A 24,289-nucleotide genomic window follows, 5' to 3' on the forward strand; every position below is an offset into this window, starting at 1 on the left:
AGCCTGAGGCCTGACTCAGCCGCGAACCACCACGGGCTGACCTCTATCGTCGAGATGAACTGCTAGGCAGACGATGCGCGTGCGATGGCCCTGAGGTACCGCTTCCGCCCATGTTCTGGGCGAATCAATGTTGATGAAAACGCCGAGCGGGTAGTTCAGTGCGTCGATCATCGCGACCAGGTTCGCGAGCGCGGCGGCGGCGGTTCGCGGAGTGGCGCGCCGCTTGAGCTCCATGACCGCGTGATTGCCGCTGTCTCGTTTAGGATGCCTATCAGGATCGAAGGGTTCGTGGAGAATGATGTCCGGACGAAGCCGCAGGCCATGAGTCGCCAACCGCTTCTGGTACTCCTCACGAAGCAATGCGCCATCGGGCAGCACTATGTCACGCAGCTGCTGGCGCAATTGTGCATAGAGCTCGCCCTGAAATCCTCGCTCGTCCTCGTAGTAGTGCAAGTCCGTGACCGACGTCAGCGCCGTTCCGATGAGGTTGACTATGTCATTGCTATCCATGCATGAGGCCTTCTGTGACGCATGTTCGGTCAGAAATTGCGCGAAGCTGGCTTGGAGATCGGCTTGCAGTCCGCATTTCACCGTGCATCCGACCCTAGCTTCTACCACATGGCATGATCTCAAGCGATGAGCTGAGAACCAAGAACACTTTCGCTTGCCCGTCCAGGACGATCACAGAGTCGAATCCCTCTTCTGCTCCCGATGGACCCGTATGTCTAGGTACAAGCTGTATGCTGCCGTGAAAGCAGGCAGAAGGTTCTGAAGTACGCCCACAGCGTCTTGCTTGGCTGAGAACAGGAAATAGCTAAGCGCCATCAAACTGCCGCACAGGCTCATATACCAGAACAGGCGCGGAATTACCGGGCGGCGCGCACGACGCGAAGCGACAAACTGAACCAGCCACCTAGCGCCGAACAAGGCTGCACCCGTCAAGCCGATTAGCTTCCACGGTGTGGCATGCAGGCCGGTCCAGCTCAGCCAGACTATCTCCTGGTCCATTACGCTCATTCTTTGCGGCCGCCGATGACCTCGGTGGCAGTGCATACGTGGCTCCGCTCTATGAGCCAAGCCACGCCCATCAGATCACGAATGCCTACTAGGGCGCGCTGCAGGTTGCTGTACTTGGACTGTCCAGAGCCACGCGGGCGATGGGCGACAGGGACACTAAAGGTGTTCCAGCCCGCACGCTGCATCAATGCCGGCAGGTATCGGTGCATGTGGTCGAAATAAGGAAGGTCAAGGAAGGCTGCTCGTTCGAACAGCTTAATTCCACAGCCGGTATCCGGCGTATCGTCGCGAAGAAAGCGCTGTCGAATGCGGTTTGCCCAGCGAGAAGCCCAGCGCTTACTCGTCGTGTCCTTGCGTTCGGTTCGCCAGCCAGCGATGAGCTTGGTCCCGAATTCCGCCGTCTGATAGACACTTACGAGACGCAGGATGTCGGCCGGATCATTCTGGCCATCACCGTCCAACGTTGCGATCCAAGGGGACAATGCCTGACGCACCCCGTTGCGGATAGCTAGGCTTTGACCGCTTCGCTGTTGATGAAGAAGCACGCGCAGTTCGGGGACTGCGGACTTCAGTTCGGCTAGCACTTCACGCGTGTCGTCGTCGGAACGATCATCCACGCAAACGATGTCAAAGACGATCTTTCCCCGAAGATGATGGACCACCTCCTGTACTAGAGGGCCGATGTTCCCGCACTCGTTGAAGACGGGAATGACAATAGACAGCGTTTCAAGAGGCTTACGGTTTTCGCTTTCCATGGGCTTGTGCTTTAACTAGAGTGGCATTGAATACACAGCGATGAGCTAGTCTTCGCTCACATCGGCCGACCATGTAGCGGGAACTTCGCAGCCCTCGATCCACGCGGTGCCAGGGGCTAAGATCCAGGCGCGTCGATTTGACGCCCCGATGTCGATGACCTGCATGGGATCCAAGCAAGGACCAATGGCTTCCTTACGCAGGAACAGCCAGCGCTTACTCGGCGCTTGCAGCAGCCACGCATGAGCTTGCTGCCATTGCTCGACCCAGGGCCGCTTGAATCCAAATTCGGTGATCGGCCTGTCGGCTTGGAGTAGGTGCTGCTCGCGCCAGCCGAGCATGGCCAACTCGGCATCCAGATCTATGGTCTGACTTACGCGATCCATCAACGCTTTGGCCGAACTGCCGGGACTGAGTGCCGGCATGAGCCCTACGCCATAGGTGAACCAGAGCGTCGCTGTTACTACGACCAATGCGAAGGCGACGCGTCGACGTGAGGTCATCATTACGATCAACCCCGCCAAAGAGAATCCGAGCAGCCACGCGCTAAGCTGTCCCAGCGTGGCCGTGTCCATACCGCGTCCCTCGACCAGACTGTGCAGGTGCTCGGGAGTCGCGAGCGTCAGCCACAGGGAAAGTGCACCGGCCGCAGATATCAGAACTGCCGTGTAGCACCACAGAACCGACCTGACCGCGCGGCGACGAAGCAAGCCCACCAATAGCGGCGCGGCCGCCACGGCCAGGGCTGGCAACATGGGGAAGATGTAGACCTCGCGCTTGCCAGGGCTGGAGCTGAAGAAGACCAAAACCAGCAGCGCCCACCCCAACAGCAGCGTATAGCGGGGATCGGTGCGAGACACACGCCGCCACCAAGCGGGCAGCAGCCAGGGTGTCAGGAGGACCCCAGGCAACCAAAGCGTCAGCATTGACTGCAGGTAGTACCACGCCGGTTTCACGTGGTGCCATGCGTTGGCATAGCGTTCGCCCGTCTGCTTGAACAGCATGTCACGTGCGTATGTGTGTAGCTCAGGATCAGAAGACATCAGGACCGTTGAGAGCATGGGCGCCAACCAGACGCCAAGGCCCAGAAAGAACCCCAGCAGGCCCGCCAACGCATGCATGCCTCGATGAGCGGGCAGAACCTGCAGAGTCCTCCATCTCACCCACAGCCAGGGAATGAGCACGATTAGCGGTAGAAAACCTACTCCCTTGGTCACCGTCCCTAAGCCTGCGGCAAACGTACCGAGCATCAGTAGCCAGGGGCTGGGTTTCTCAAGCAGGTAGCGAACCAGTGCCCACAGCGAGAGCGTGGTCATTCCCACCAGTACCATGTCGATCTGCGCCCTTTTTGCCTGCAACATGAACTGCAGGCAGACGAAGAGACCAAACACGGCATAGGCAGCCGTCCGCTTACCCCATAGTCGACGCGCAAGATCTCCCGATAGCCAGAGAGTCAGCAGGGCAGCCAAGAATGAGGGGAGCAGAAAGGCTACATGCCAGCTACGCACCACTAAGTAGCTAACCGCCTGCAGCCACATGAACGTCGGCGGCTTTTCGGCGTAGAGCTCAATGCCACGATGTGGGAACAACCACTGACCTGTTTCCACCATGGTCCTGGCCGCCAGAACGAAGCGCGGCTCATCCGCCGGCATCGGCTCTCGCAGGCCAAGGCCCGCCAGCAAAGACACGATGACCAAGAAGATCATCAGCCATACCTGCGCTTGTGAGGATCCTCGAAGGGAGTAGCGCATTGATGTGTCGCTCATACATGAAGGAGAGGAGGTGTTTGACAAAGCGTCAGGACCTAGACCTGTCGCAATGCACGTGGGTAACTCGGCCTACACAGCGTCTACATCCTCGGCGCCCTGGATACGCGACTCGAATCTGCGCTTGGCGTGCATCACTGAGCGCGACACGATTGGTAGATATCCATCGTGGGAAGGTAGAGATGGGTTCGCACGTCGGTCAGCCCCAGCAGCGTGTGGAACAGATTGTCGTGACTGTAAGCAGCACTGGCGTGCTGTTTGACGCACTGCATGTTCAAGTGCGTCTGGCGTTGCCAGCCGTCGGAGAACCAAGCCACCAACGGTACGTGCAGTTGTTCCTTGGGCGCTATCGCGTAGGGCATGCCATGCAGGAAGAGCCCATTCTCACCGAGAGATTCACCGTGATCCGATACGTAGATCATCGCCGCGTCGTAATCGGACATCTGGGCTAAGGCGTCGATCGTGTTGGCTAGGACATGATCTGTGTAGAGCAGGGCATTGTCGTAGGCGTTGACGATCTGTTCGCGCTCGCACCGTCCCAGGTCCGAAGTAGTGCACTCGGGCGTGAAACGGGCGAACTGGCGCGGGTAGCGCTCGGCGTAGGTGGGGCCGTGATTGCCCAGCATGTGGAGCACAATGACTTGATCGCCGCGATGGGTACGTGCCTGCTGGACCAGATCCTTGACCAGGATCTGGTCGTAGCAACGATTGCCCTCGCAGACATCGGCATCGGTACGGGCGTGCAAATCCTGGATTTCCAGACCACTGCACACGCCTTTGCAGCCGGACTGATTGTCGCGCCAGAGCACCCGCACCCCGGCCCGTTGCAGGATGTGCAGGACGGACTGGTGACCACGAATGGCCTTCTCGTTGTAGTCCTTGCGCCCAAACGGAGAGAACATGCAGGGCAACGAGACTTCGGTGCTGCTGCCGCAGGCGCTTACATCGGGATAGTTCACGACGTTGTGCTTGGCCAGAGAAGGCGTCGTCTGGCGGGCGTAGCCACTGAGCCCCCAATTTGCGGCCCTCGCGGTCTCGCCCACCACCAGCACCAGTAGCCGTGGCTTGCGCGCGCCGGCAGCCGGGCTCTGGACCGCATCCTCGCCGATCGGCAACTGCACCCGGGCCTTGCCAGGTGGCTCCTCGCTGATGACCTTGGCTAGGGAAACCACCACATTGGCCGGGGTCACCAGATAGCGCACTTCACGCTGGTTGCGCAGGAACGAGCTCAAGGCCTGCAGGGAGGTGGCCGCGCCTAGCGCTCCTAGCAAGGCCATGACAACCAGCAGTCCCACGCGGGCCAGAAGTGCGCGTGCCAATGGACGGTGGTTCAGCTCGATGCGGGTGACTAGCAGTACGGCTGGCAACGCCATCACCAGCGGGATGAGCAGATCCCAGCCGAGTAGATCGTGCGCCTCGCGCCAATCGGTCTTGACCACGTTGCGGATCATATCGGCATCGATGTAGATGCCGTAGGCGCTCATGTAGTGGCCCGCCATGGCGGCCAGCGCGACCAGCACGATCAGCGTGGCGCGCCACAGGCGGGGCCACAGCAGCAAGGCGAGCAAGAAGCCGTTGACCGCAGTGATCAAGACCGCCAGGGAGAAGACCCAGCGGATCTGGATCGGGGAAGGTACCGCTGCCTTCCAGAACATGGCGTTGCTGGCCAAGGTGAAGTACACGCTGGCCCACAGGATCATTGCCTCGCTGCTAAGGCGCAGGCGCCAAGTCCATGCCGCCCGCAGATGCTCCCCCCATGCGGCTGGGGCCAAAATCTTGAGCGTGGTACTCATGCCTCGCCCCTGTCAGAGGAGCGTGAGAACAACTCCACTACGCACGCCACCCACCAGCACAGCGTCAAGCTGGCGATGTCGTGGGACAGGAAATGGGCTCCGCGCACTTGTTGGGCCAAGCCAAAGACCATTCCCAGCAGCAGTCCGAGGGCCAAGCCGACCCAGCGCCATGACGGTCGTACCGCAGCGAAGAGGAAGTACAAGCCGATCCATGCGAAGCCAGTGGCAGCGTGGGCGGCAGGAAAGCACTTTGGCGAGCCGAGTGCTTCAGGGCGCGGCGTAAGGAGGGAAATGAACGGTCGGGTGCCGTCAAAGGCACTCAGGTCCCACGGGCAGTCCATGTGGGTCGTGGCCTTGAGTACTCCGACCACGATCGTGCAAAGCAGCGTGGTCAGCAGCAGGCGGGCCAGCGGTGCGTGCCAACGCAAATGCGCTCGCTGCGGCCAGCGCACCAGCAGCAGCACCAAAGCCGTCAGCCATGCCAACAAGCTGAGCATGCGTCCGCCGCGATGCAAGAACGATTCCAGCAGCCAATGCTGCTTGAGCGTCCAGTGGCCGCCCTGCAATTCCAACAGCGCATGAGCGAGCGGGAAGTCGGCCCGTTGGGCCAGCAGGTACAGCGCAATCAAGACGAATGAGGAACCGGCCAGCAAGGCCAGCAGGGAGCGACGCGCAGGCATAGCCATCGCGCGCGGGCTGGATACAACCAACATGAGCACATGGGGGGTGAGAAACGATGGTGCGCATGCTCAGGCACGCATTGTCCGATTGCGGTCGGACTGCTGTCGCCTTCGTGTTAATTCATCATTGACACAGGGCAGGGAACGTCACGGCATTGCGCCGGCATTCATTTGAATTACAAGAAAGCGCCCTACGGATCAGTGCAGCCAAGGCATGGGGCTAGGATTAACACTTCCTGGTCCGAGTAGCCTAGCGCGGCCATCGCCGCGATCAACGTTTTCTCCAAGGCCACCTCCGGTGCAGTCGCTGAGCGTCCGCAGCGCGGACAGGTCAGACGCAGGGCAGGCTGGGCACGTCCCGCGCTGTAAACGATCTTTCCGCCGGGCAGCCGGAAGCTACTGACCAAGTCCGCACGCGCCATTTCGGCCAGCGTCCGATACACCGACACCCGGCTGAGATCGCCGTTCAATTGTTGGCACAGCGCATCCGGAGTCACCGGCCGATCCAGCGCCCGCATCCGCGTGAGAATGCGTACACGCGTTGGATTCGCCGGCAGCTTGGCATGACGCAGGTCTGCAAGGACTGCCGGATCGGCGGCAGCGGTCGCTGCCGGTAGTCCGGAGGCAACCGGGGCGGTACGGCGACGATGAGCGCGATGAGATCGGGGCACGGGCAGCTGGGGTCTCATTCAAAGGCTAACGCTGCAGAGAGCCGGCGGTTGACCCGCCGGCTCCCTGCGTACGCACTTAGAAGCGCCAATCAATACCCACGCGCAGCGCACGCGGCGTGCCGGGCATGATGTTGGTGTTGCTATGGGCCGAGGCGTAGTACTCCTCATCCAGCAGGTTCTCGATGTTGGCCTGCAGACGCAACGAGGGGGTGATGGCGTAATAGATCGCGGCATCCACGCGGGTGAAGCTGGGCAGCACCACCGCCTGGTCCGAGGAGACGAAGACGTCGTCGCGGTAGATCACGCCAAGACCGGCGCCGAAGCGCGGCGTGAAGTCGTAGCGGTTCCACAGCGAGAACGAGTTCTCCGGCACCTGACCCAGCTGATTACCATTCTGGGCTCCCGGGGTCTGCACCTGGCTGTCCTGATAGGCGTAGCCGGCCATGACCTGCCACTGCTCGGTCAGGTTGCCCGCCAAGCCCAGCTCCAGACCCTTCACCCGCTGACCGTCGACCAACAGCGACTGGGTGGGGTTGTTGGGATCGGTGATGGCCACGTTGGTGCGATCTAGCTGGTACACCGCGGCGGTGAAGGACAGCGCATCATGGATATCCCACTTGAAGCCCACTTCCTTGTTGGTGAACTTTTCCGGATCCAGGGCGCGGTTGCTGGCCGTCAGCGAGGCGAGCTGCTCGCCGGCACGCGGCACGTAGGAAATCGCGTAGCTGGCATAGATCGAGGTCGCCTCGGTAGGCTTGTAGATCAGGCCCGCACGCGGGGACACCAGGTCATCGCTGCTGGACAGACTGGTGGCGGTGCGACGGTTGTACAGATCGGCTTCGAAGCGATCAAAGCGCACGCCCAACAGGGCCTGCCAGTGCGGGGAGAATTCGATCTGGTCCTGGACGTAGAGCGCGGCGGTCTTGGCCACACTGTTGTTGTCCGCATCGGTGGCGCTCTGGCGGAACTGCACCTGACCGGTGTAGTGCGTGTTGGGCAGGGTCACGAAATCGGACGTGGCCGTGGGACTGACCGCGGTGAAGTAGCCGGTCTGACGGTAGTTGTCGGTTTCCTGGCGGCCCAGCTCCAGACCGGCCAGCAGCGTGTGCTGCACCGCGCCGACCGCAAACTTCGCGGTCAGATCGGTCTGGTTGAGGATGTTCTTGCGCTCGGTCAGATTGTTATAGGCGCTGATCGCCACGCGGTTGGTGGCCGCCGTATACCCGCCGGGGAAAACGTTCTGGTAGAACTTGTCGTAGTTCGCCACACGCGCCTGATTGACCAACGTGACCTGCGGGCTGAACTCGTGGCGAACGCGCGCCGTCAGGGCATCGATCTCGGCCCATGTGGGGCTCAGCTCGGCGCTGCCAAAGAAGGTCGCCTCGTCGATGCGCAGGGGACGGCCCAAGTAGGACGGCACGCCACGGTCGGTCACGCGGTCGTCCTCGAAATGCTCGTAGCCCACTTCCACTTGGGTGTCATCGCTGAGGCGCCAGGTTAGGGTCGGGTTGACCGCCCAACGCTCCAGGGTGACCTCGTCACGGAAGCTGTCCGAGTCTTCGTAGAAGCCTGTCACGCGCACGGCCGCACTCTCGTTGAGCGCCTGATCCACATCGCCGGTCACGCGATAGCTGTCCCAGCTTCCAACCGTCAGACCCAGATTTCGCGCATTGGACCAGTCGGCCTGCTTGGTGACGCGATTGATCAGGCCGCCAGAAGCGCCGCGGCCGAAGATCATGCCGCCCGGGCCCTTGAGCACCTCCACTCGATCGACGTTGTACAGGTCACGGTAGTACTGCACGTCATCGCGCAGGCCATCGATGAAGAAGTCGGCCGTGGAGGTGTTGCCGCGCAGGATCGGCGCATCGCGGTGGCCCTCGCCCTGGGCCATCTGCACTCCAGGCACATAGCGCACCACATCGCCCATGTTCTGCATGGCTTGATCGCGGATCAGGCCTTGCGAGATCACCGTTACCGACTGCGGCACATCGCGCAGCGGGGTATCGGTCTTGGTCGCTGAACTGATGCGAAGGACCTGATACGCATCCTTGTCACCGACAACTTCAATGCCGTCTAAAGTAGTAGCGTCCTGCGCCGTGGCCTGCTGGGCCAGCGCATTGGTGCTGAGCACCAGCGCCAGCGGCGCACCGTACAAAGCGCGACCGATCAGCTGGGACAACGGATTGACGGGGGTCTTTCGGGTGGTTCGAGGACCGGACATCGGGAAGGGACTCCAAGTGGGAAAGGGTTGTTGCAAACAGAAACGCGAACGATTCGCATTAGGGTAGATTTAGATATGTCAGATCCTTGTCAGACTGTGGTCGCCCGCCGCGCCGCGGCCGCCCAGCGTCAGAACGGGCCGGCCATTCGGGTGCTGTTTGTGGAGGACAACCAGGGCCTGCTGGCCAACGTGTTCGACTTCCTGGAAAAGCGCGGATTCGTGCTCGATGCCGCCCCTGACGGGCCCTCTGGATTGCAGTTGGCTTTGGAAGGGCAGTACGACGTGGTCGTGCTGGATTGGATGCTGCCGCGCATGGATGGCATCGAAGTCCTGCGCCGTCTGCGCAGCGCAGGCTCGGATGTGCCCGTGTTGATGTTGACCGCACGCGATCAGATCGAGAGCAAGCTGGCCGGCTTCGAATCCGGTGCCGACGATTACCTGGCCAAACCCTTCGATATCACTGAACTGCAGGCGCGCTTGCAGGCCTTGTCGGCGCGGCGCTCAGGCCGCCAGCGCGTGCTCAGAGTCGCTGACCTGACCTACAACCTGTCCACCCACGAGATCAGCCGCGGCGACCGCACGCTGCAGCTCTACAGTGGTAGTCGCGCGATTCTGGAAATCCTGATGCGCGAAAGCCCCAATGTCGTACCCAAGGCGCGGCTGGAAGCGGCGATCTGGGGCGAAGAGCGACCCGACAGCGACATGTTACGCACCCACGTGTACGAACTCAGGCGTCGTTTGGACTTGCCGGGCGAGCCCCCGTTGCTGCACACGATCAGTCGGGTCGGCTATCGCCTTTACAGCGCGGATGACACGCCATGAGCCGGCCGAGCCTTCGTCGTCGCCTGATCGTGGGTTTGATGGCCTACCTCGCCATCCTTTCGGCGGTGTTTGTCACCCACGGCTATTGGGTGAACGAACGGACCGAGCAGGCAGTGTGGGAGTCGCTGCTCCGTAGCGAGATGGAGTTCTTCACCACACGCCGCGCGCAGGATCCGGATCACTTCGCTCCCAACACCGATTTGCTGCAGTTCTTTGATGGCAAGACACCCGCGCCCGCAGCCTTCGAACGGCTTGCTCCGGGCGTCCACGATGAACTGGCCATCGGCCATCGCCAGTATGTAGTGCTGGTGGAACAGGTTCCTGGCCAGTCGGGTAAACGGGTGCTGGCGCTGGACATCACCGATCAGGAACAGGACGAAGTCGTCTTGGCCACCCGACTAGGTGCTTCGGTGCTCTTGGTGGCATTGCTCTTGTCGGCGTTGATCTACTTCGGCGTGGACAGGCTGATCAAGCCGTTGACGCAGCTAGTCAAGACCATTCCCACGCTCAAGCCCGATGGGCGCGGCCCCCCACTTGAGGTGGCACCCTCGGCACCCAGTGAGATCGCGCTGATGACCGACGCACTCAACGGCTATGGCCTGCGGATCCGCGATCACATCGAGCGCGAGAAGGAGTTCATCAATCTGGCAAGCCATGAGCTACGCACACCCATTGCCGTGATCACCAATGCCATGCAGGTCGCTTTAGATCATGAGGACACCGCCGATACAGTGCGGCCCTACCTGGAGCGCGCCCATCGCACCTCGGTGGAAATGAACGAGCTGTCCAATATGCTCTTGGCCTTGGCGCGCGACCCGACGCGTATCCAGAAAGAAGCGCGTGAAGTCGATCTAGCCGAAGAACTGCCCAGCATCATCGAAGACCACACCCTGGTGGCCGACAACAAGGAGTTGTCCATCGAGTCGCAGTTTCAGGCGCCGTTCCTAGTCGATGCGCCCCCACAGGTGGTGCGCGCGGTGATCAGCAACCTGCTGCGTAACGCCATCGAGAACAGCGATCGCGGCAGGATCCTGATCCATGCCAGCGGCCTAGCTACGCTTTCGATCCAGGATCCCGGTCATGGCATGTCCGGCGAGGAAATGAGCGCGCTGTACACCCGCCTGACACGGGGCGGCATTGTGCGCTCGGGCGGGATCGGACTGGGATTGATCGCGCGCATCTGTCAGCACTTTGGTTGGAAGCTGCAGTTGGATTCGCAGGTACAGGGCGGCACAGTGGCCAGCGTCACCTTTGCCCCGATCGTGCAGGATCGCCCTCTCGGACATTAGGTAGTCGGTGACAGCACCGACCAGCGCAATGTCACCTGCAGGCCACCCAGAGAAGAAGTGCCCAGCGTGAGTTGGCCCTGCGTGGCCTCGATGATGTCGCGGGCAATGGACAGCCCTAGTCCGTGGTTTCCGCTGCCGGTTTCATCCAGGCGACCGCCACGGGAGAGCGCTTCCTCGGTGCTGATGTTCAAGCCCGGCCCGTCGTCTTCCACAGACAGTTCCATTGCCTGACCATCAGTGTGCCCCGCCACGCGTACCTGTCGCCGCGCAAACCGGGTGGCGTTCTCCATCAAGGCGCCAAGCACTTCCATCAGGTCGTCCGCTGCGATTGGCACCTGCAGGTCTGAGGCGATATCGATGTCGTAGACCATCGCACCACCCCGCTCCGTTCGCTGGAGGACGTCGACGATGCGATCGGCCACGTCGTTGGGATTGGCGTGCACGGTGGTGATGCCGTCGCGAATTGCCGCCGCGCGCGAGCGCGCCAATTCTGCTTCCAGCGCCGCGCCGGCCGTGGCGATGACCCGATCCAAGTCGTCGGCCAGATCTGATTGCTCCTTAGCTCGCACACGCCGGCTCAAGGCTGCCATCGCCGCAAGCGGCGTCTTCAGCGAATGGGCCAGATCCGCCGCCCGGCGGCGCGCGCGTACCACATCGCGTTCGCGCGCCTCGGCCAGTCGGTTGATGGCCATCGTCAGCGGCGTGACTTCGCTGGGGTAGGGGCTATCCAGACGTTCGCTGGGGCTACGTTGAAGGCGCTCTAGCTCCTTGCGCAGGCGGCCCAACGGGCGCAGTCCCAGATAGATCTGCAGCCAAGCCGCGACCATCAACATCAGCCACAATCCGGTCAGGAATAGCCCCAACTCGCGCCGGAACTGGTTACGCGCCACCCGCAAGTCGGCAATGTTCTGAGCCAACCGCACCGTGATCGGACCGCTGGCCCCCTGCACGCTGACAGAGCGTTCCAGCACCATCACCCGTTGGTTGAACGGCCCGTTGGCTTCGCGTACGCGCCACTGATCGGTGGGTGGCGTGCTGGGGGAGGGCAGGTCTTCATCCCACAGGGACAGGGAGCGTGCGGTTCCGCCAGCGGTGGTGAGCTGCCAGTAGCGCCCCCCCACGGGGCTGTCGTAGCGTGGGTCTGCCGGTGGCGTGGCCAAATGAGGCTTGCCGGCGGCATCGACGCTGATCTCGGCGACCAGGCGCAGGGCTTCGCGCTCCAGGTCTTCGGCCACACGCCGCTCGATGTGGCGCGAGAACAGCAAGCTCATGGCAAACAGCGCCAGCGTAAGCGTGGCCAGCATCGTGATCGCCGCGCCGAGCATCAAACGCCATCGCAGCGAGCCCGAACTCATGGATCCGCAGTGCTTGGGCCGCGCCCGATCTGGTACCCGAATCCGCGTCGGGTCACGATGATGTCGCTGCCATGCTTGCGGCGCAGGCGTAGCACCAGCGCCTCGATGGCGTTGGTATCGCCCGACTCGCTGGCCCCGTACAGGTGCTCGGCCAACTCGCCGGCCGAGACTGCGCGATCGGCCTGATGGGCCAGGTAGTCGAAGAAGCGATACTCCAGGGCCGACAGTTGGATGGGCTTGTCATCCAGCGTGGCACTCATGCGGCGGGTATCCAGGATCAGACGCCCACACTCCAGCTGCGCGCTGGTATGGCCGGCGGCGCGGCGCACCAGCGCCCGGGCGCGGGTGACCAGCTCACCGATCTTGAAAGGTTTGGACAGGTAGTCATCAGCGCCGGCTTCGATACCCTCGACCTTCTCGGTCCAGTCCCCGCGCGCCGACAGAATGAGAATGGGGAAGCGGCGTTCGGCCGAGCGCCAACGCCGCAGCACCGACAGGCCATCCATGCTGGGCAGCCCGAGATCCAGAATGCAGACATCGTAGTCCTCGGTATCGCCCAGGAACCAGGCTTGCTTGCCGTCCTCGGCGCACTCGACTACGAAGCCGTGGGCGCTCAGCGCCGAGGCCACGTCCGCGCGTACATCCGGATCATCTTCCACCAGCAGGGCGCGCACTCATTTGTCCTCGATCTTGATGATCTCGCCGGTCTTGGCATCCAGATTAACTTCCCTGATGCGTCCATTGGGCGTGAGGATCTTGACCTCGTACTTGGGTCCGGCCTTGTACTCGATCTCGATGATGTCGCCCGGCACCCGGGTCGTGGCGATCTGCATGATACGCGCCAACGGTAGGATCTCACCGCGCTGCAAGGCGGCCAAGGCGGCCTGCTGGGCTTGCTGTTTGGCCGCGCGCTCTTCGGCCTTGCGATCCTTGTCTTTGCCAAAGGCGGGCACGCACGTGCTGGCCATTGCCACGCAGCAGGCCAGGAACAGCAAAGGCAGACGAGAATGCATGCCGGCTAGGATTCCACCCCCTAGCTGACATGAAACTGACGTGCCCATGCGGGTCGATGTCAGCTGTGGGCGGGTACAACATCACTATCGCCTCCCACCGGGGCGGCCATGGGGATGGGAGCGCCCCCTCACGTGCGGGTTCTCGTCATGTCTCGCACACCATCCCCATGCGTCGTCCCGGACCTCACTGTCAGGTCCTGAAGATGCCCGTTGCTATTGCCACTGTTCGCCCGCGTTGGTTGATAGCCGCCATGCTGTTGCTCGGCGGTGCTGCGATCGCCGGTTACTTCATGCTGGGCAAGGGCGCCAACGCCAAGGTGCCTACTGCCAAGGCCGCTCCGCTGGTGGAACTGGTCAATAGCAAGGTCGTGAATCTGCCGCACATCGTCGAGGCCCAGGGCCATGTGGTCCCGCTCAACGAGGTCGAGGTCCGCGCGCAAATGGACGGAGCCGTGGCGTCGTTGCACTTGGAAGAGGGTCAGGACGTGGCGGCCGGACAACTGCTGTTCGTGCTGGATCCTGGCCAGACCGCCGCGCTGGTGCGGCAGGCTAAGGCCAAGTACGCCCAGATCACGGCTGAGTTGACCGATGCCCGGCGCAACTACACCCGCTCGCAGGAACTCGTGGCCTCCAAGTACATCTCATCCAGCAGCCTCGATGCGGCCGCCAGCAAGGTCGACATGCTGCAGGCCCAGCAACAGGCCGCGCGCGCCGAGATTGAAAGTAACCAGGTCATGGCCGGCTATGCCCGCATCACCGCGCCGATCTCCGGGCGCGCCGGTGCCATCGCCGTGCGACGGGGTGCGCTGGTTGGTCCCTCCGATGCCACCAGTCTGGTTCGCATCGTGCAGATCCATCCGATCGCGGTGGAGTTCAGCCTCCCCGAACGCGAACTGGCGGGCCTGACCCAGGCGCTGCAGCAGGGTCAGGCGCAGGTAAATGCGCAAACCGAGCAAGGGCAGGTCGCCGGCAAGATCATTTTCACCGACAACGCGATCGACCCGGCCACCGGCACCATCCGTCTGAAGGCTGAGTTCGACAACGCGGACGAGCGGTTGTGGCCCGGCGCCTTTGTCAACTTGCGCGTGCAAGCCGGTATCAAGCACAACGCCGTGGTGTTGCCACCACAAGCCGTGCTCGAAGGCCCGGAAGGGCATTTCGTGTATCAGGTCGGTACGGACGGCGCAGTGAGCATGCATCCGGTTACCTTTGCCGGCCTGCAGGATGGGCAGGCGGTGGTCACCGGGTTGCCTGCGGGCCAATCGGTGGTGGCCGAGGGTAATCAAACGCTGAGCCCGGGCACACGCGTTCGCACACGTGCCCCACTGGCCGCGGCGCATCAGCCATGAGTCTGTCCTCGCTGTGTCTGCAGAGACCGGTAGCCACGCTGATGTTGTGGCTGGCGATGGTTATTGTGGGCATCGTGTGCTGGCTGCAACTGCCCATCGCGGCCTTGCCGCGCTATGAGACACCCACCATCGAGGTGGAAGCGAAGTTGCCCGGGGCCAGCCCGGAGAACATGGCCACCTCCATCGCCACGCCGCTGGAGAAGGAGTTCTCCGCCTTGCCGGGGCTGGTCGGCACCACATCCTCGAGCATCCAGGGCGAGACCAAGATCCAGTTGGAGTTCGAGGCCTCGCGCAACATCGATGCCGCCGCAGCCGATGTGCAAGCCGCTTTGTTCCGAATCAGCCGCTCGTTGCCGTCAGAGCTGCCAGCGCCGCCCAGCTACAAGAAGATCAACCCCGGCGATGCGCCGATCATCTCGGTGGCGCTGGATTCGCCGACCATGCCCATGGCTCGTCTGAACACCTATATCGACGAGGTGGTGGTGCCGGCGCTGTCCACCGTGCCGGGGGTGGCGCAGATCACCGTCAAGGGCCGCAAGCGCTACGCCGTACGCGTGCACGTGGATCCTCAGAAGCTGGCCGCACTAGACCTGACCCTGCTGGAAGTGGGCACCGCGCTCAAGGCCGCCAACGTCAACACACCGCTGGGCCAGTTAGATGGCGATCGGCAGATGTTGATGGTGCAGATGGACACCGGATTGATGCGGGCGGCCGATTTTTCCAGCGTCATCGTGGCCACGCGCAACGGGCGCACGATCCAGCTCCGAGACGTGGCTCAGGTGATCGACAGTGTGGAAGATGCGCAGAACACCAGCGAGGTCAATGGCCGCTACGCCATTGTGCTGGATGTGCGCCGTCAACCTGGTGCAAACACGGTCGCCGCCATTGATGGAATCAAGGCCACGCTAGAGCGGCTGCAAAGCCAGATGCCGGCCTCGATCCAGGTGCGCGTTCTCGGCGATCGCTCGCTGTCCATCCGCCACGCCATCCATGACGTCAACCTGACGCTGGGCCTGACCGTGGCTCTGGTAGTGCTGGTGATCTTCTTGTTCCTGCGCCGTTTCTCGGCCACGGTGATTCCGGCCATCACCGTGCCGGTCTCCCTGCTGGGCACGTTTGCCCTGATGTGGGTGCTGGGTCTGAGCTTGAACAACATCTCGCTGATGGGCCTGACCATCGCCGTCGGCCTTGTGGTCGACGATGCCATCGTGGTGCTGGAGAACATCATGCGTCACCGCGAGCAGGGCATGCCGATCCGACAGGCGGTGGAGCAGGGCAGTCGTGAGGTCGCCTTTACCGTGGTGTCCATCTCCATCTCGCTGGTGGCCGTGTTCATCCCGATTTTCTTCATGCCCGGCACCATGGGCCTGCTCTTCCATGAGTTCGCCATCGTGGTCTCTACCGCGATCCTAGTCTCGGCCTTGGTGTCCCTGACGCTGATCCCGGCCATTGCCCCGACCATCCTCGGCGCCAGCCGTGCCCACGCACCCGCTCACGAGGATGCACCGCCGGGCTGGAGCGCGGCTCTCTATGCGCGCGCCCTGCAGTGGGCCCTGGTCCACCGGCACACGGTGCTGGGCATCGGTGTGGCCACCTTGGTGCTGACGGCTGTGCTCTACCAGCTCTCTCCCAAGGGCTTCTTTCCACAGGAAGACACCGGCCAGCTATCGGTCAAGCTGAAGACCCCGCCGGACATGTCCTACACGGCCCGGCTCAAGGCGCTGCGCCAGGTCCAGCAGATCCTGTTGGCCGATCCGGCCGTGGCCACGATGGCCTCCAAGGTCGATCACGACAGCACCAAGTTCGACATCGACCTCAAGCCAACCGCCGACCGCGCATCGATGGAGCAGGTACTGGCCAAGATGCGAAAGGACACGAACATCCTGCCGGGCATCTCGGTCTCTTTCAGCCCGGTCCAGAACCTCAAGGTGGGCGCCAGCACCAGTGCCAGCGCCTACCAGTACACCCTGCAATCCATCGGCTCGAACGAGTTGGACGTGTGGGCCAATCGTCTGTTGGCCCAGCTCAAGCACACCGAGGTGTTCGCCGACCTGGAGTCCGACGCCGAGGACCTGGGGTTGGAAGCCTCCGTCCAGGTGGATCGCAACAAGCTGGCAATGCTGGGGGTGGACATGGCCACCTTTCGCAGCACGCTGTACGCCGCCTTTGGTGCACGCGAGGTCTCCACCATCTACGCACCGGAGGCCAGCTACAAGGTGATCATGGAACTGGCTGACATCCAACGCCAGGACGAGCAGGCGCTGAGCCGGGTGTATGTCCGCGCGACCGATGGTGCCATGGTGCCGCTGGGCGCCATCGCCACCGTCTCCCGTGCTACCGGCAAGACCATGGTGGCGCACAAGGCGCAGCTGCCTTCCTACACGCTGTCGTTTGAGTTGGCGCCGGGCAAATCGCTCTCCGATGCGCAGCAGGCCATTGCCGAGGCCACCGTCGCAATCGGCATGCCCGATACGATCTTCGGCAGCTTCGATGGTCAGGCCGCGCTGTACGAAAAATCCCAGACCACGCAGATCCTGTTGCTGGTCGCCGCCGTGGCGGTGATCTACCTGATCCTGGGCGTGCTCTATGAAAGCTGGATCCACCCGGTCACGATCCTGCTGGGTATTCCCTCCGCGGCCGTTGGCGCACTCCTGGCGTTGCGCCTGACCGGGTTGGAGCTGACCTTCGTGGCCATGATCGGCATCTTGCTGCTAATTGGCATCGTCAAGAAGAACGCGATCATGATGATCGACTTCGCCTTGGAGGCTCAACGCACCCGCGGTTGGTCGGCCGAGCGGGCGATTGTTGAAGCCTGCCGACAACGCTTCCGTCCGATAATGATGACTACCATTTGTGCCTTGGTCGGCGCGCTGCCGCTGGCATTGGGCTTGGGCGCAGGTGCCGAGCTGCGTCAGCCAATGGGTGTGGCAGTGGTCGGCGGACTGCTGGTCTCGCAGGTGATCACACTGCTGATCACACCAGTGTTATTCCTGACCTTCGAACGCCTGACCCTCGATGCGCGGCGCCAGCGGCGTGGCCTGGATCAGGCACAGCCCGCACTGGGTGCGTGACCACCAGCCGGTCAGCATGCAAGCGTCATCCAGGTATTCGCGGTCTAGGTAACCGCAAGCGCTGGCACATCCTCAGACTCTACATCCTGCTCGCGGCGTTCTCGGTAGGCGCGCTCTCCGTGCCGCAGTTTGTCGAACGCGCGTCGAGCTAGTTGTCTCAGCCCAACAGCACCAAAGCCCAGATGGCTAGGGCGGACGATATGCCTACAAAGACAGCAGCCGAACCCATATCCTTGGCGCGGCCAGCCAGCTCATGGTGCTCATCGCCGTAGCGCTCAATGACGGCCTCGATGGCGGAGTTCAGCAGTTCCAGCGCCAGTACCACCATGACCGCGCCGATCAGCAAGGCTCTCTCCACGCCCGTTTCACCCAACAAACCTGCAAGCGGCACTAAGGCGATTGCCAGCACGACCTCAAGTCGAAATGAAGCTTCATGCAGCCACGCTGCACGCAGGCCCTTTAGCGACCAGCGCAAGGCCTTGAAGGTGCCCAGCATGCCGCGGGGCATGTGGCCATAGTGTCCTGCCATAGGGATATGAGCGCGGTGAAGGTGCGCGCAGGGTAGGGATAGTGATGTCGGAGTGCCGTGCGAGCTTTGTAGGGAACCCGTAAATCCAGCGAAGGGCTTCATGCACCAGTCAGCGCCGGCGCTGCAGATGACGTAGCAGGCGGAAGCCCGGGCCAACGGTACTGACCACCACTGCCAGGCGAATGATGTGGAAAGCTGTCACCACCGGAACGCCCAATTGCAGCAGCTTGGCTGTCAGGCCCATTTCGGCGATACCGCCGGGGGCAGTTGCCAGCACCATCGTGGGCCAGGGGATATCCGCCAGCGTCGAAATCAGGACGCCGGTTGCTATGCACAGCACGATGAGCGCAACGCCACTGACCAGAACCCCAAGCAGGAAGCGTGGTGAGCCGCGGAAGAAGTCGGGCGTGAAGCGCGCGCCCAACGAACACCCGATCAGCCATTGACCGAGATTGACCAGCCACGCCGGCACTGAAGATGGTGCATGGCCACTAGCGGTGAGCGCGGCACTCAATACCAACGGTCCGAACAGCCAGCCGTTGGGAACCCGCAGCCATGCAGCGATCGCGCCGACGACGAGCCCCGCGGTCAACAGCCCGATCAACCCTAGCGGGCGCAGCGGCACCGAGACGACGTGATACAGATCGTTGCCATGCAGGCCACTGAGCTTGAAGCCTAGCGGAAGCAGCAGGACCACCAGCAGCACGCGCGTGACCTGCGAGGCCGCGACTTGGTCCACGCGCGCACCGAAACGTTCGGCCTGGTTGGCCATTTCGGCGGCGCCGCCGACGGTGCCGGCGAAGAAGGCAGTGACCGGATCCACGTGGCCGATACGGATCAGCAACTGCGAGGCCACTAGGCCGGCACCGAGGGAAAGTACGGTGGCCAGCAGGATCCAGCCCGACAGATCGAGCAGTCGCTCCACCACCGGCGCGGTGAAGTACAGGCCCAGTGCCGCACCGACGACCCATTGCCCGGCAAAGCGCACCTGGCGCGGCACCTGCACGTTGGCATGCATGATGTTGCTTGCTGCAAACGTCAGGAGTGGGCCGATCATCCACGGCAAAGGCGCGCCTGCAAGATGCAGGCACGCCCCGGCCGCGATGCTTGCCAGTACGGTGACCGGCCATCGCCACGTGAACTTCATGAGGGATTCGACGCGATCAAAGTCAGAAGTTCACCAGGAAGAACAGCCGGATGCGGTCGAGCCAGTCGTTGGGCGCGTTGCTGCCGGCGTAGGCCGGGTCGTTGGGCTTGTAGTGGTACCAGATGGCGCTGACCATCGTCTTGGGCATCGGCGTGTAGTCGACCGTGAAGGCGTGCAGCTTGTAGTTGGTGGCAATGCCGATGTTGTCGTGCGAGAACGCGGAGAGCACCGCATCCACGTCGGTCTGCGAGTAGCCGTAGGTAAAGCGCCAGTCGCCCGGCTTGCTGGCCCGGCCCAGGCTGACGTCCACGCCGTAGCCGGTGTCCTGGTCATCCACTGCGCCCAGGTTCTTCACGTAGTCGCCGACCACGCGCACCGGCCACTTCTCGTTGGCGCCCTGCCAAGTCGCCCCGACCAGCAGGTTGGCCAGCTCGTAGTCGGAGAGGAAGGTGCCGTCGGGATTGAGCCGGTTGGTGCGCCAGTCGCCTGAATCCGCGCCGGCCACACTGCCCAGACTGTAGCGGTAATAGGCACCGGACAAGTCGTACTTGAAGCCGCCGTAAGCCGGGGAGTCGTAACCCAACTGGACCCCGCCCATCGTGCTGTCCGCTCCGCCCGCTCGTTCATCCACGACGAAGAACAGGCCGTTGGCGCGCAGCGCGCCACCATCGGCCAGCGCATGCTTGTAGGTCGCACCGATGCCTTGCGGATTGACGTCGCCGTCCCAGACCAGGTCGGTGCGGGCGAAGGGCTGGGGGAACTTGCCGCCGTAAAGCTTCAAGTCGCCGAAGTTGAGCTGGGCATAGGCTAGGTCCAGGCTGACGGTGAAGTCGTCGTCCCAGTTCGACAGCTGCACGTCGGAGCTATTGGGGTCGTCGTTGTCGCCGGTGACCACGCGTCCGCCGACGGTGACCAGGTCGTTGACTGCGAAGGTGGCGCCAAGGCGCGCACGCACCTGACCGCTGGTGCGGTCGCGGGCATCCTCATCGGAGCGGTCGTGCTGGCTGCGCAGGCGGAAGTCGCCGCTTACCTTGAGGCGGTCGAGTGCGCTGGGTGCGGCGCTGGCAGTGGCGGCCGTCGTGTTGGTTGCGGCAACGGACGGTGCGGCCGGAGCAGGCGAAGCGACGCCCATGCGCGCTTCCAGTGCGGCGATGGCCGCATCGGTCTGCTGCTGCAGCTGCGCGATCTGCGCCTGCTGCTGCCGCAGGCTCTGCAGTTCCCGCTTGATGGCCTCAGTCTCGGCGGCGCTTTGTGCAAATGCTGGGCCACTCAACGTGCCCAACGCAATCGCCATGCACATCCCAAGCTGGCGCAAGCGAAGCTGCGGCGAGCGGAGTTGCGCAGTGGGTGAAGAGATCATGGTGGCTTGCTCCTCTTTCGTGTGTGCTTACGACACTGGCGTGCCGATCAGGCATCGGGTGCTGCATCGCAGCAGTAGGAAATCTGCGATTAGGCTGCAGAAACTTCGCATTTCTTAGGACTTGCACACACGATTGCACCTGCGTGTACGATGCGAGAAAGCTAAATGCGGAAGCTGTCGTGAAGCTGACAAGTTAGCTATGGGTTGTGTCAGTCGTGGCACTGCGGGGAGGGGTCCCAGCATGCGAATTTTGGTCGTTGAAGATGATGCGGATCTGGGCGATGCGGTCCAGCGCCGCTTAAAACGAGAAGGCTATGCCGCAGATTGGCAACGTGACGGCCAATCGGCGGACGAAGTTCTGCGCTATCAAAGCTATGAACTGGTCATCCTCGATATAGGCCTGCCGCGACGGGACGGTTTCTCGATCTTGCGCGGTATGCGCGCGCGTGGTGAACGCACGCCGGTGCTAATGCTGACAGCGCGTTCTGAAGTCGAAGATCGGGTGGGTGCGCTGGATGTTGGCGCGGATGACTACCTGTCCAAGCCATTTGATTTTCGCGAGTTCGACGCGCGTTGTCGGGCTTTGCTGCGTCGCGCGCAAGGTATCGCCTCGGGCAGCACCAGCATCGGTGAGCTGGTATTTGATCGCACCTCTAAGACGGTGATGATCGGCAACACCCTTATCGACCTGCCTCGTCGGGAGTACCGGCTGCTAGAGATCCTGATTGGCAACTTGGGGCGTGTGCTCAGCAAAGAGGACATCTCCTCACAGTTGTTCGACTTCGATGATGAGGCCGGTGCCAATGCGATCGAGGTCTACGTCGGGCGTCTGCGACGAAAGTTGGGCGATCACTTGAATATCCGCACCATGCGCGGGCTGGGCTACGTTGCAGAGCCTCGGGCGGATGTCGATGGCTGAGCGCGTGCGCTCACTCAAGGCGCGACTGGTCACCACGATGGCGCTGCTGTTCCTGGCCGGGACGGTGGTGATGTACTTGGCCGCGCGCGCGTATGGGTTGCGCGCAGCTGACCTATCCTATGATCGTCTACTGGCAGGCTCGGCGCTGTCCATCGCTGAGACGCTGTCGGTGGATGGCACCCGCGTGCGGGTGGACATCCCTTATGCGGCGCTAGACATGCTGTCGGCCGCCCCAGAAGACAAGGTGTTCTATCGTGTTTTCGGACCCGGTGCCGTGACGGTGACCGGGTATGAGGATCTGCCTGGTGCGCCGGCGCCGCGCGCACGGAGCGAAGGTCCGTCGACGGTACCGGCGCCACGCTTCTTCGACGCGCGCTATCGGGGCGATATGGTGCGGTTCGTGGTACTGGGTCGTGAACTGGCCCAGCCCAGTCTGCGTGGCTGGGTTTATGTGCAGGTCGGGCAGACGCGGCAGGCACGAGAGGAACTGGCCGGCGAGCTGGTCCTCGGCGCGCTGGTTCCGATTGCATTGTTGACATTGCTGGCGCTGGCGCTGGCGTGGTTCGGTGTCGGACGTGCATTGCGGCCGCTCGAATCTATCAGCGCAGATTTGGCCGAGCGCGAGCCCTCCGATCTGCATGCGTTGCGTGCGCCGGTACCTTCCGAAGTGGAGCCTATGGTGCAGGCGATGAATGGATTCATGCGCCGGCTAGAGGGGAATGTCGCCGGTCTTCGCGCTTTCATCGGTGATGCGGCGCACCAGATCCGCACGCCGCTGGCGGGCTTGCGCGCGCAAGCGCAGCTGGCATTGGACGAGGACGATCCGGAGGAAATGCGTCGCGGCGTGGTCAGCGTGGAACGCAATGCGAGCAGGTTGACCCGCTTGGTCAACCAGTTGCTGAGCGATGCCATGGTGATGCATCGCGCGGACGTGCGTCGCTTTGAGGAGTTCGATCTGGTCGATATCGTCAAGCGCGCCATGCGCGATGCGGTTCCGATGTCGGACGACCTGCAGGTGGGCTTCATCAGCAGCATTGTGCGAGCACCGATGCGAGGCGACGCCGTCCTGCTGGGCGAGGCGATTAAGAACCTTATTGACAATGCCATCCGCCATGGCTCGCCCGCCTCGCTGGGCGACGACGCCGAGGTGGAGATCTCGCTGCACGAGCATGAAGGGCGGTACGAACTGAGCGTGGCCGATCGTGGCCCCGGCATTCCCGAGGAGGACAGGCAGCGCGTTTTCGAACGGTTCGAGCGGGGCGATACGCAATCTTCCGGTGCGGGACTGGGTATGGCCATCGTGGCGCGCGTGGTCGCAAGCCATGGTGGCAGCGTCGCGCTCGAGAGCCGCCCTTCGGGCGGATTCGTCGTACGTTTGAGCCTGCGGAAAGGACGGCCATGAAGACACGTTGGTGGTTGCTTGGCCTGTGGCTGCTGATGCTGCCGCTCTTGGCGAAGGAGTATCCGTCCCGAGGCGGCAAGGAGGGGACGCTCACCCTGTACAGCACGCTAGATACGGCGGTCTTCGAGCCGCTGGTGATGGACTTCCAGCAGGTGCATCCCGGCATCAGCGTGCGCTACGAGAACCTGGATGCTACGCCGCAGTACGAGCGCTACCTAAAGGAGGAGCGCGCTGGTACGCACAAGGCGGACGTGCTGATCAGCACGGCGATGGACCTGCAGATCAAACTGGTGAACGATGGCTACGCAGCACGTCACTTGTCCTTAAGTACCGGTGCGCTGCCTGCCTGGGCACGCTGGCGAAACGAAGCCTTCGGTTTCACCTTCGAGCCAGCGGTGATGGTGTTCAACCGCCAGGCCATGAAGGGTCGTGCAGTACCTCAGTCGCGTGCGGAGCTGATCGACCAGATCCGCAAGGATCCCGCATTCTGGCGCGGGAGGATCGGCACCTACGACATCTCCAAGAGCAGCGTCGGTTACCTGCTCGCGTCGCAAGACGTCCGCCATAGCAGCGAGTTCGGTGCCCTGGTGGAGGCCTTTGGCGACATCGATCTCCAGGTCGAGGAGCACACCGCTACGCTCCTTGATCGCATCGCGTCCGGCGATCTCATCGCGGGCTACAACCTGCTGGGATCCTACGCACGCACTTACCCGGGAGGTGACCAGAACTTCCTACTCGTCTATCCCCGCGACCACACGCTGGTGGTGTCACGCACCGTCGTGATATCGAAGAACGCGCCCAATGCCGGGCTTGCCCATAGGTTCCTCGAGTACCTGCTGTCGGTGCGCGGACAACGCGTGATGGCGACCCGATGCGGCTTACCCCCGATCAGGCAGGAACTCGATGGCGTCTACGAGCGGCTCGGAGTCAACGAATCCCAGATCGGCGTACTGCGGCCGGTGCAGCTGGGCCCGGGTTTGCTGGTTTATCTCGATCAAGAGAAGCGGCGGCAGATGCTCGAAGCCTGGCGCGCAATCCTCGCGAAACCGCCGCGCTGACGCTGAACAGGCAATCTGCCTGCGCGACATCTGACAGAAGTCTGACATTACGAGTTCGGTTGTAATGCTTTAAA

At 62.6% G+C, this 24,289-nt stretch carries 21 protein-coding genes; 7 read left to right on the plus strand and 14 right to left on the minus strand.

Annotated elements, in window-relative coordinates:
• Positions 1-15: 15 nt before the first annotated feature.
• From AC1Q5B_RS06225 to AC1Q5B_RS06260, 8 genes are all read right to left on the minus strand, one after another.
• On the minus strand, positions 16-591 hold the full coding sequence (locus AC1Q5B_RS06225; protein ID WP_492630836.1) for a hypothetical protein: 576 nt from the start codon (positions 589-591) through the stop codon (positions 16-18).
• Between the two features lie 90 nt (positions 592-681).
• Positions 682-1,017 (minus strand): lipid-A-disaccharide synthase N-terminal domain-containing protein, encoded by a 336-nt coding sequence (locus tag AC1Q5B_RS06230; protein WP_492630837.1) that lies wholly within the window; start codon positions 1,015-1,017, stop codon positions 682-684.
• Entirely contained in the window at positions 1,014-1,772 is a 759-nt protein-coding gene (locus AC1Q5B_RS06235; RefSeq protein ID WP_492630838.1) for a glycosyltransferase family 2 protein, read from the minus strand. The genes AC1Q5B_RS06230 and AC1Q5B_RS06235 overlap by 4 nt, the downstream gene beginning before the upstream one ends.
• A 45-nt stretch (positions 1,773-1,817) precedes the next feature.
• The gene (locus AC1Q5B_RS06240) at positions 1,818-3,521 is read right to left on the minus strand and encodes an ArnT family glycosyltransferase (protein ID WP_492630839.1); all 1,704 of its coding nucleotides are present in this window, start codon (positions 3,519-3,521) and stop codon (positions 1,818-1,820) included.
• A gap of 149 nt (positions 3,522-3,670) precedes the next feature.
• Positions 3,671-5,329: a phosphoethanolamine transferase gene (locus AC1Q5B_RS06245; RefSeq protein WP_492630840.1), complete on the minus strand. Its 1,659-nt coding sequence runs from the start codon at positions 5,327-5,329 to the stop codon at positions 3,671-3,673.
• Positions 5,326-6,042 carry a phosphatase PAP2 family protein gene (locus AC1Q5B_RS06250; RefSeq protein ID WP_492630841.1) on the minus strand — a complete coding sequence of 239 codons (717 nt, stop codon included), beginning with the start codon at positions 6,040-6,042 and terminating at the stop codon, positions 5,326-5,328. Before AC1Q5B_RS06250 ends, AC1Q5B_RS06245 begins: the two co-directional genes overlap by 4 nt.
• Positions 6,043-6,200: 158 nt before the next feature.
• Entirely contained in the window at positions 6,201-6,698 is a 498-nt protein-coding gene (locus tag AC1Q5B_RS06255; RefSeq protein WP_492630842.1) for a transcriptional repressor, read from the minus strand.
• 58 nt (positions 6,699-6,756) lie between these two features.
• Positions 6,757-8,901, minus strand: coding sequence for a TonB-dependent receptor (locus AC1Q5B_RS06260; RefSeq protein WP_492630843.1), 2,145 nt, complete (start codon positions 8,899-8,901; stop codon positions 6,757-6,759).
• A 144-nt stretch (positions 8,902-9,045) separates the two neighbouring features.
• Here AC1Q5B_RS06260 and AC1Q5B_RS06265 point away from each other — a divergent pair, with 144 nt between their 5' ends.
• On the plus strand, positions 9,046-9,723 hold the full coding sequence (locus tag AC1Q5B_RS06265; RefSeq protein ID WP_187574753.1) for a response regulator transcription factor: 678 nt from the start codon (positions 9,046-9,048) through the stop codon (positions 9,721-9,723).
• On the plus strand, positions 9,720-11,012 hold the full coding sequence (locus AC1Q5B_RS06270; protein WP_492630844.1) for a sensor histidine kinase: 1,293 nt from the start codon (positions 9,720-9,722) through the stop codon (positions 11,010-11,012). Before AC1Q5B_RS06265 ends, AC1Q5B_RS06270 begins: the two co-directional genes overlap by 4 nt.
• On the opposite strand, the gene AC1Q5B_RS06275 is transcribed toward AC1Q5B_RS06270, so the two are convergent.
• From AC1Q5B_RS06275 to AC1Q5B_RS06285, 3 genes are read right to left on the minus strand one after another with little or no spacing between them, the layout of a single operon-like run.
• The gene (locus AC1Q5B_RS06275; protein WP_492630845.1) at positions 11,009-12,367 is read right to left on the minus strand and encodes a sensor histidine kinase; all 1,359 of its coding nucleotides are present in this window, start codon (positions 12,365-12,367) and stop codon (positions 11,009-11,011) included. The genes AC1Q5B_RS06270 and AC1Q5B_RS06275 overlap by 4 nt on opposite strands.
• Positions 12,364-13,041, minus strand: a complete 678-nt coding sequence (locus AC1Q5B_RS06280; RefSeq protein ID WP_492630846.1) for a response regulator transcription factor — start codon at positions 13,039-13,041, stop codon at positions 12,364-12,366. The genes AC1Q5B_RS06275 and AC1Q5B_RS06280 overlap by 4 nt, the downstream gene beginning before the upstream one ends.
• Positions 13,042-13,380: a PepSY domain-containing protein gene (locus tag AC1Q5B_RS06285; protein ID WP_492630847.1), complete on the minus strand. Its 339-nt coding sequence runs from the start codon at positions 13,378-13,380 to the stop codon at positions 13,042-13,044.
• A 251-nt stretch (positions 13,381-13,631) separates the two neighbouring features.
• Here AC1Q5B_RS06285 and AC1Q5B_RS06290 point away from each other — a divergent pair, with 251 nt between their 5' ends.
• Positions 13,632-14,729, plus strand: a complete 1,098-nt coding sequence (locus AC1Q5B_RS06290; protein WP_492630848.1) for an efflux RND transporter periplasmic adaptor subunit — start codon at positions 13,632-13,634, stop codon at positions 14,727-14,729.
• On the plus strand, positions 14,726-17,800 hold the full coding sequence (locus tag AC1Q5B_RS06295; RefSeq protein ID WP_492630849.1) for an efflux RND transporter permease subunit: 3,075 nt from the start codon (positions 14,726-14,728) through the stop codon (positions 17,798-17,800). The genes AC1Q5B_RS06290 and AC1Q5B_RS06295 overlap by 4 nt, the downstream gene beginning before the upstream one ends.
• 157 nt (positions 17,801-17,957) lie before the next feature.
• On the opposite strand, the gene AC1Q5B_RS06300 is transcribed toward AC1Q5B_RS06295, so the two are convergent.
• The 3 genes from AC1Q5B_RS06300 to AC1Q5B_RS06310 all read right to left on the minus strand — a co-directional run bounded on the left by AC1Q5B_RS06300 (position 17,958) and on the right by AC1Q5B_RS06310 (position 20,770).
• Entirely contained in the window at positions 17,958-18,329 is a 372-nt protein-coding gene (locus AC1Q5B_RS06300) for a diacylglycerol kinase (protein ID WP_492630850.1), read from the minus strand.
• Between the two features lie 109 nt (positions 18,330-18,438).
• Positions 18,439-19,476, minus strand: coding sequence for an AbrB family transcriptional regulator (locus AC1Q5B_RS06305; protein WP_492630851.1), 1,038 nt, complete (start codon positions 19,474-19,476; stop codon positions 18,439-18,441).
• Between the two features lie 22 nt (positions 19,477-19,498).
• Complete coding sequence (locus tag AC1Q5B_RS06310) at positions 19,499-20,770, minus strand: putative porin (RefSeq protein WP_492630852.1); 1,272 nt, start codon at positions 20,768-20,770, stop codon at positions 19,499-19,501.
• Between the two features lie 307 nt (positions 20,771-21,077).
• Here AC1Q5B_RS06310 and AC1Q5B_RS06315 point away from each other — a divergent pair, with 307 nt between their 5' ends.
• Genes AC1Q5B_RS06315 through AC1Q5B_RS06325 form a run of 3 tightly spaced genes read left to right on the plus strand, consistent with a single transcriptional unit; the run spans position 21,078 to position 24,215 of the window.
• A complete protein-coding gene (locus AC1Q5B_RS06315; protein ID WP_492630853.1) occupies positions 21,078-21,755 on the plus strand; it encodes a response regulator transcription factor in 678 nt (225 codons plus the stop codon).
• Complete coding sequence (locus AC1Q5B_RS06320) at positions 21,748-23,157, plus strand: sensor histidine kinase (protein WP_492630854.1); 1,410 nt, start codon at positions 21,748-21,750, stop codon at positions 23,155-23,157. The genes AC1Q5B_RS06315 and AC1Q5B_RS06320 overlap by 8 nt, the downstream gene beginning before the upstream one ends.
• Positions 23,154-24,215 (plus strand): ABC transporter substrate-binding protein, encoded by a 1,062-nt coding sequence (locus AC1Q5B_RS06325; RefSeq protein ID WP_492630855.1) that lies wholly within the window; start codon positions 23,154-23,156, stop codon positions 24,213-24,215. The genes AC1Q5B_RS06320 and AC1Q5B_RS06325 overlap by 4 nt, the downstream gene beginning before the upstream one ends.
• The last annotated feature ends 74 nt before the right edge of the window (positions 24,216-24,289 follow it).

The sequence above is a fragment of the Pseudoxanthomonas sp. GW835-FHT14C01 genome, from assembly GCF_058793715.1.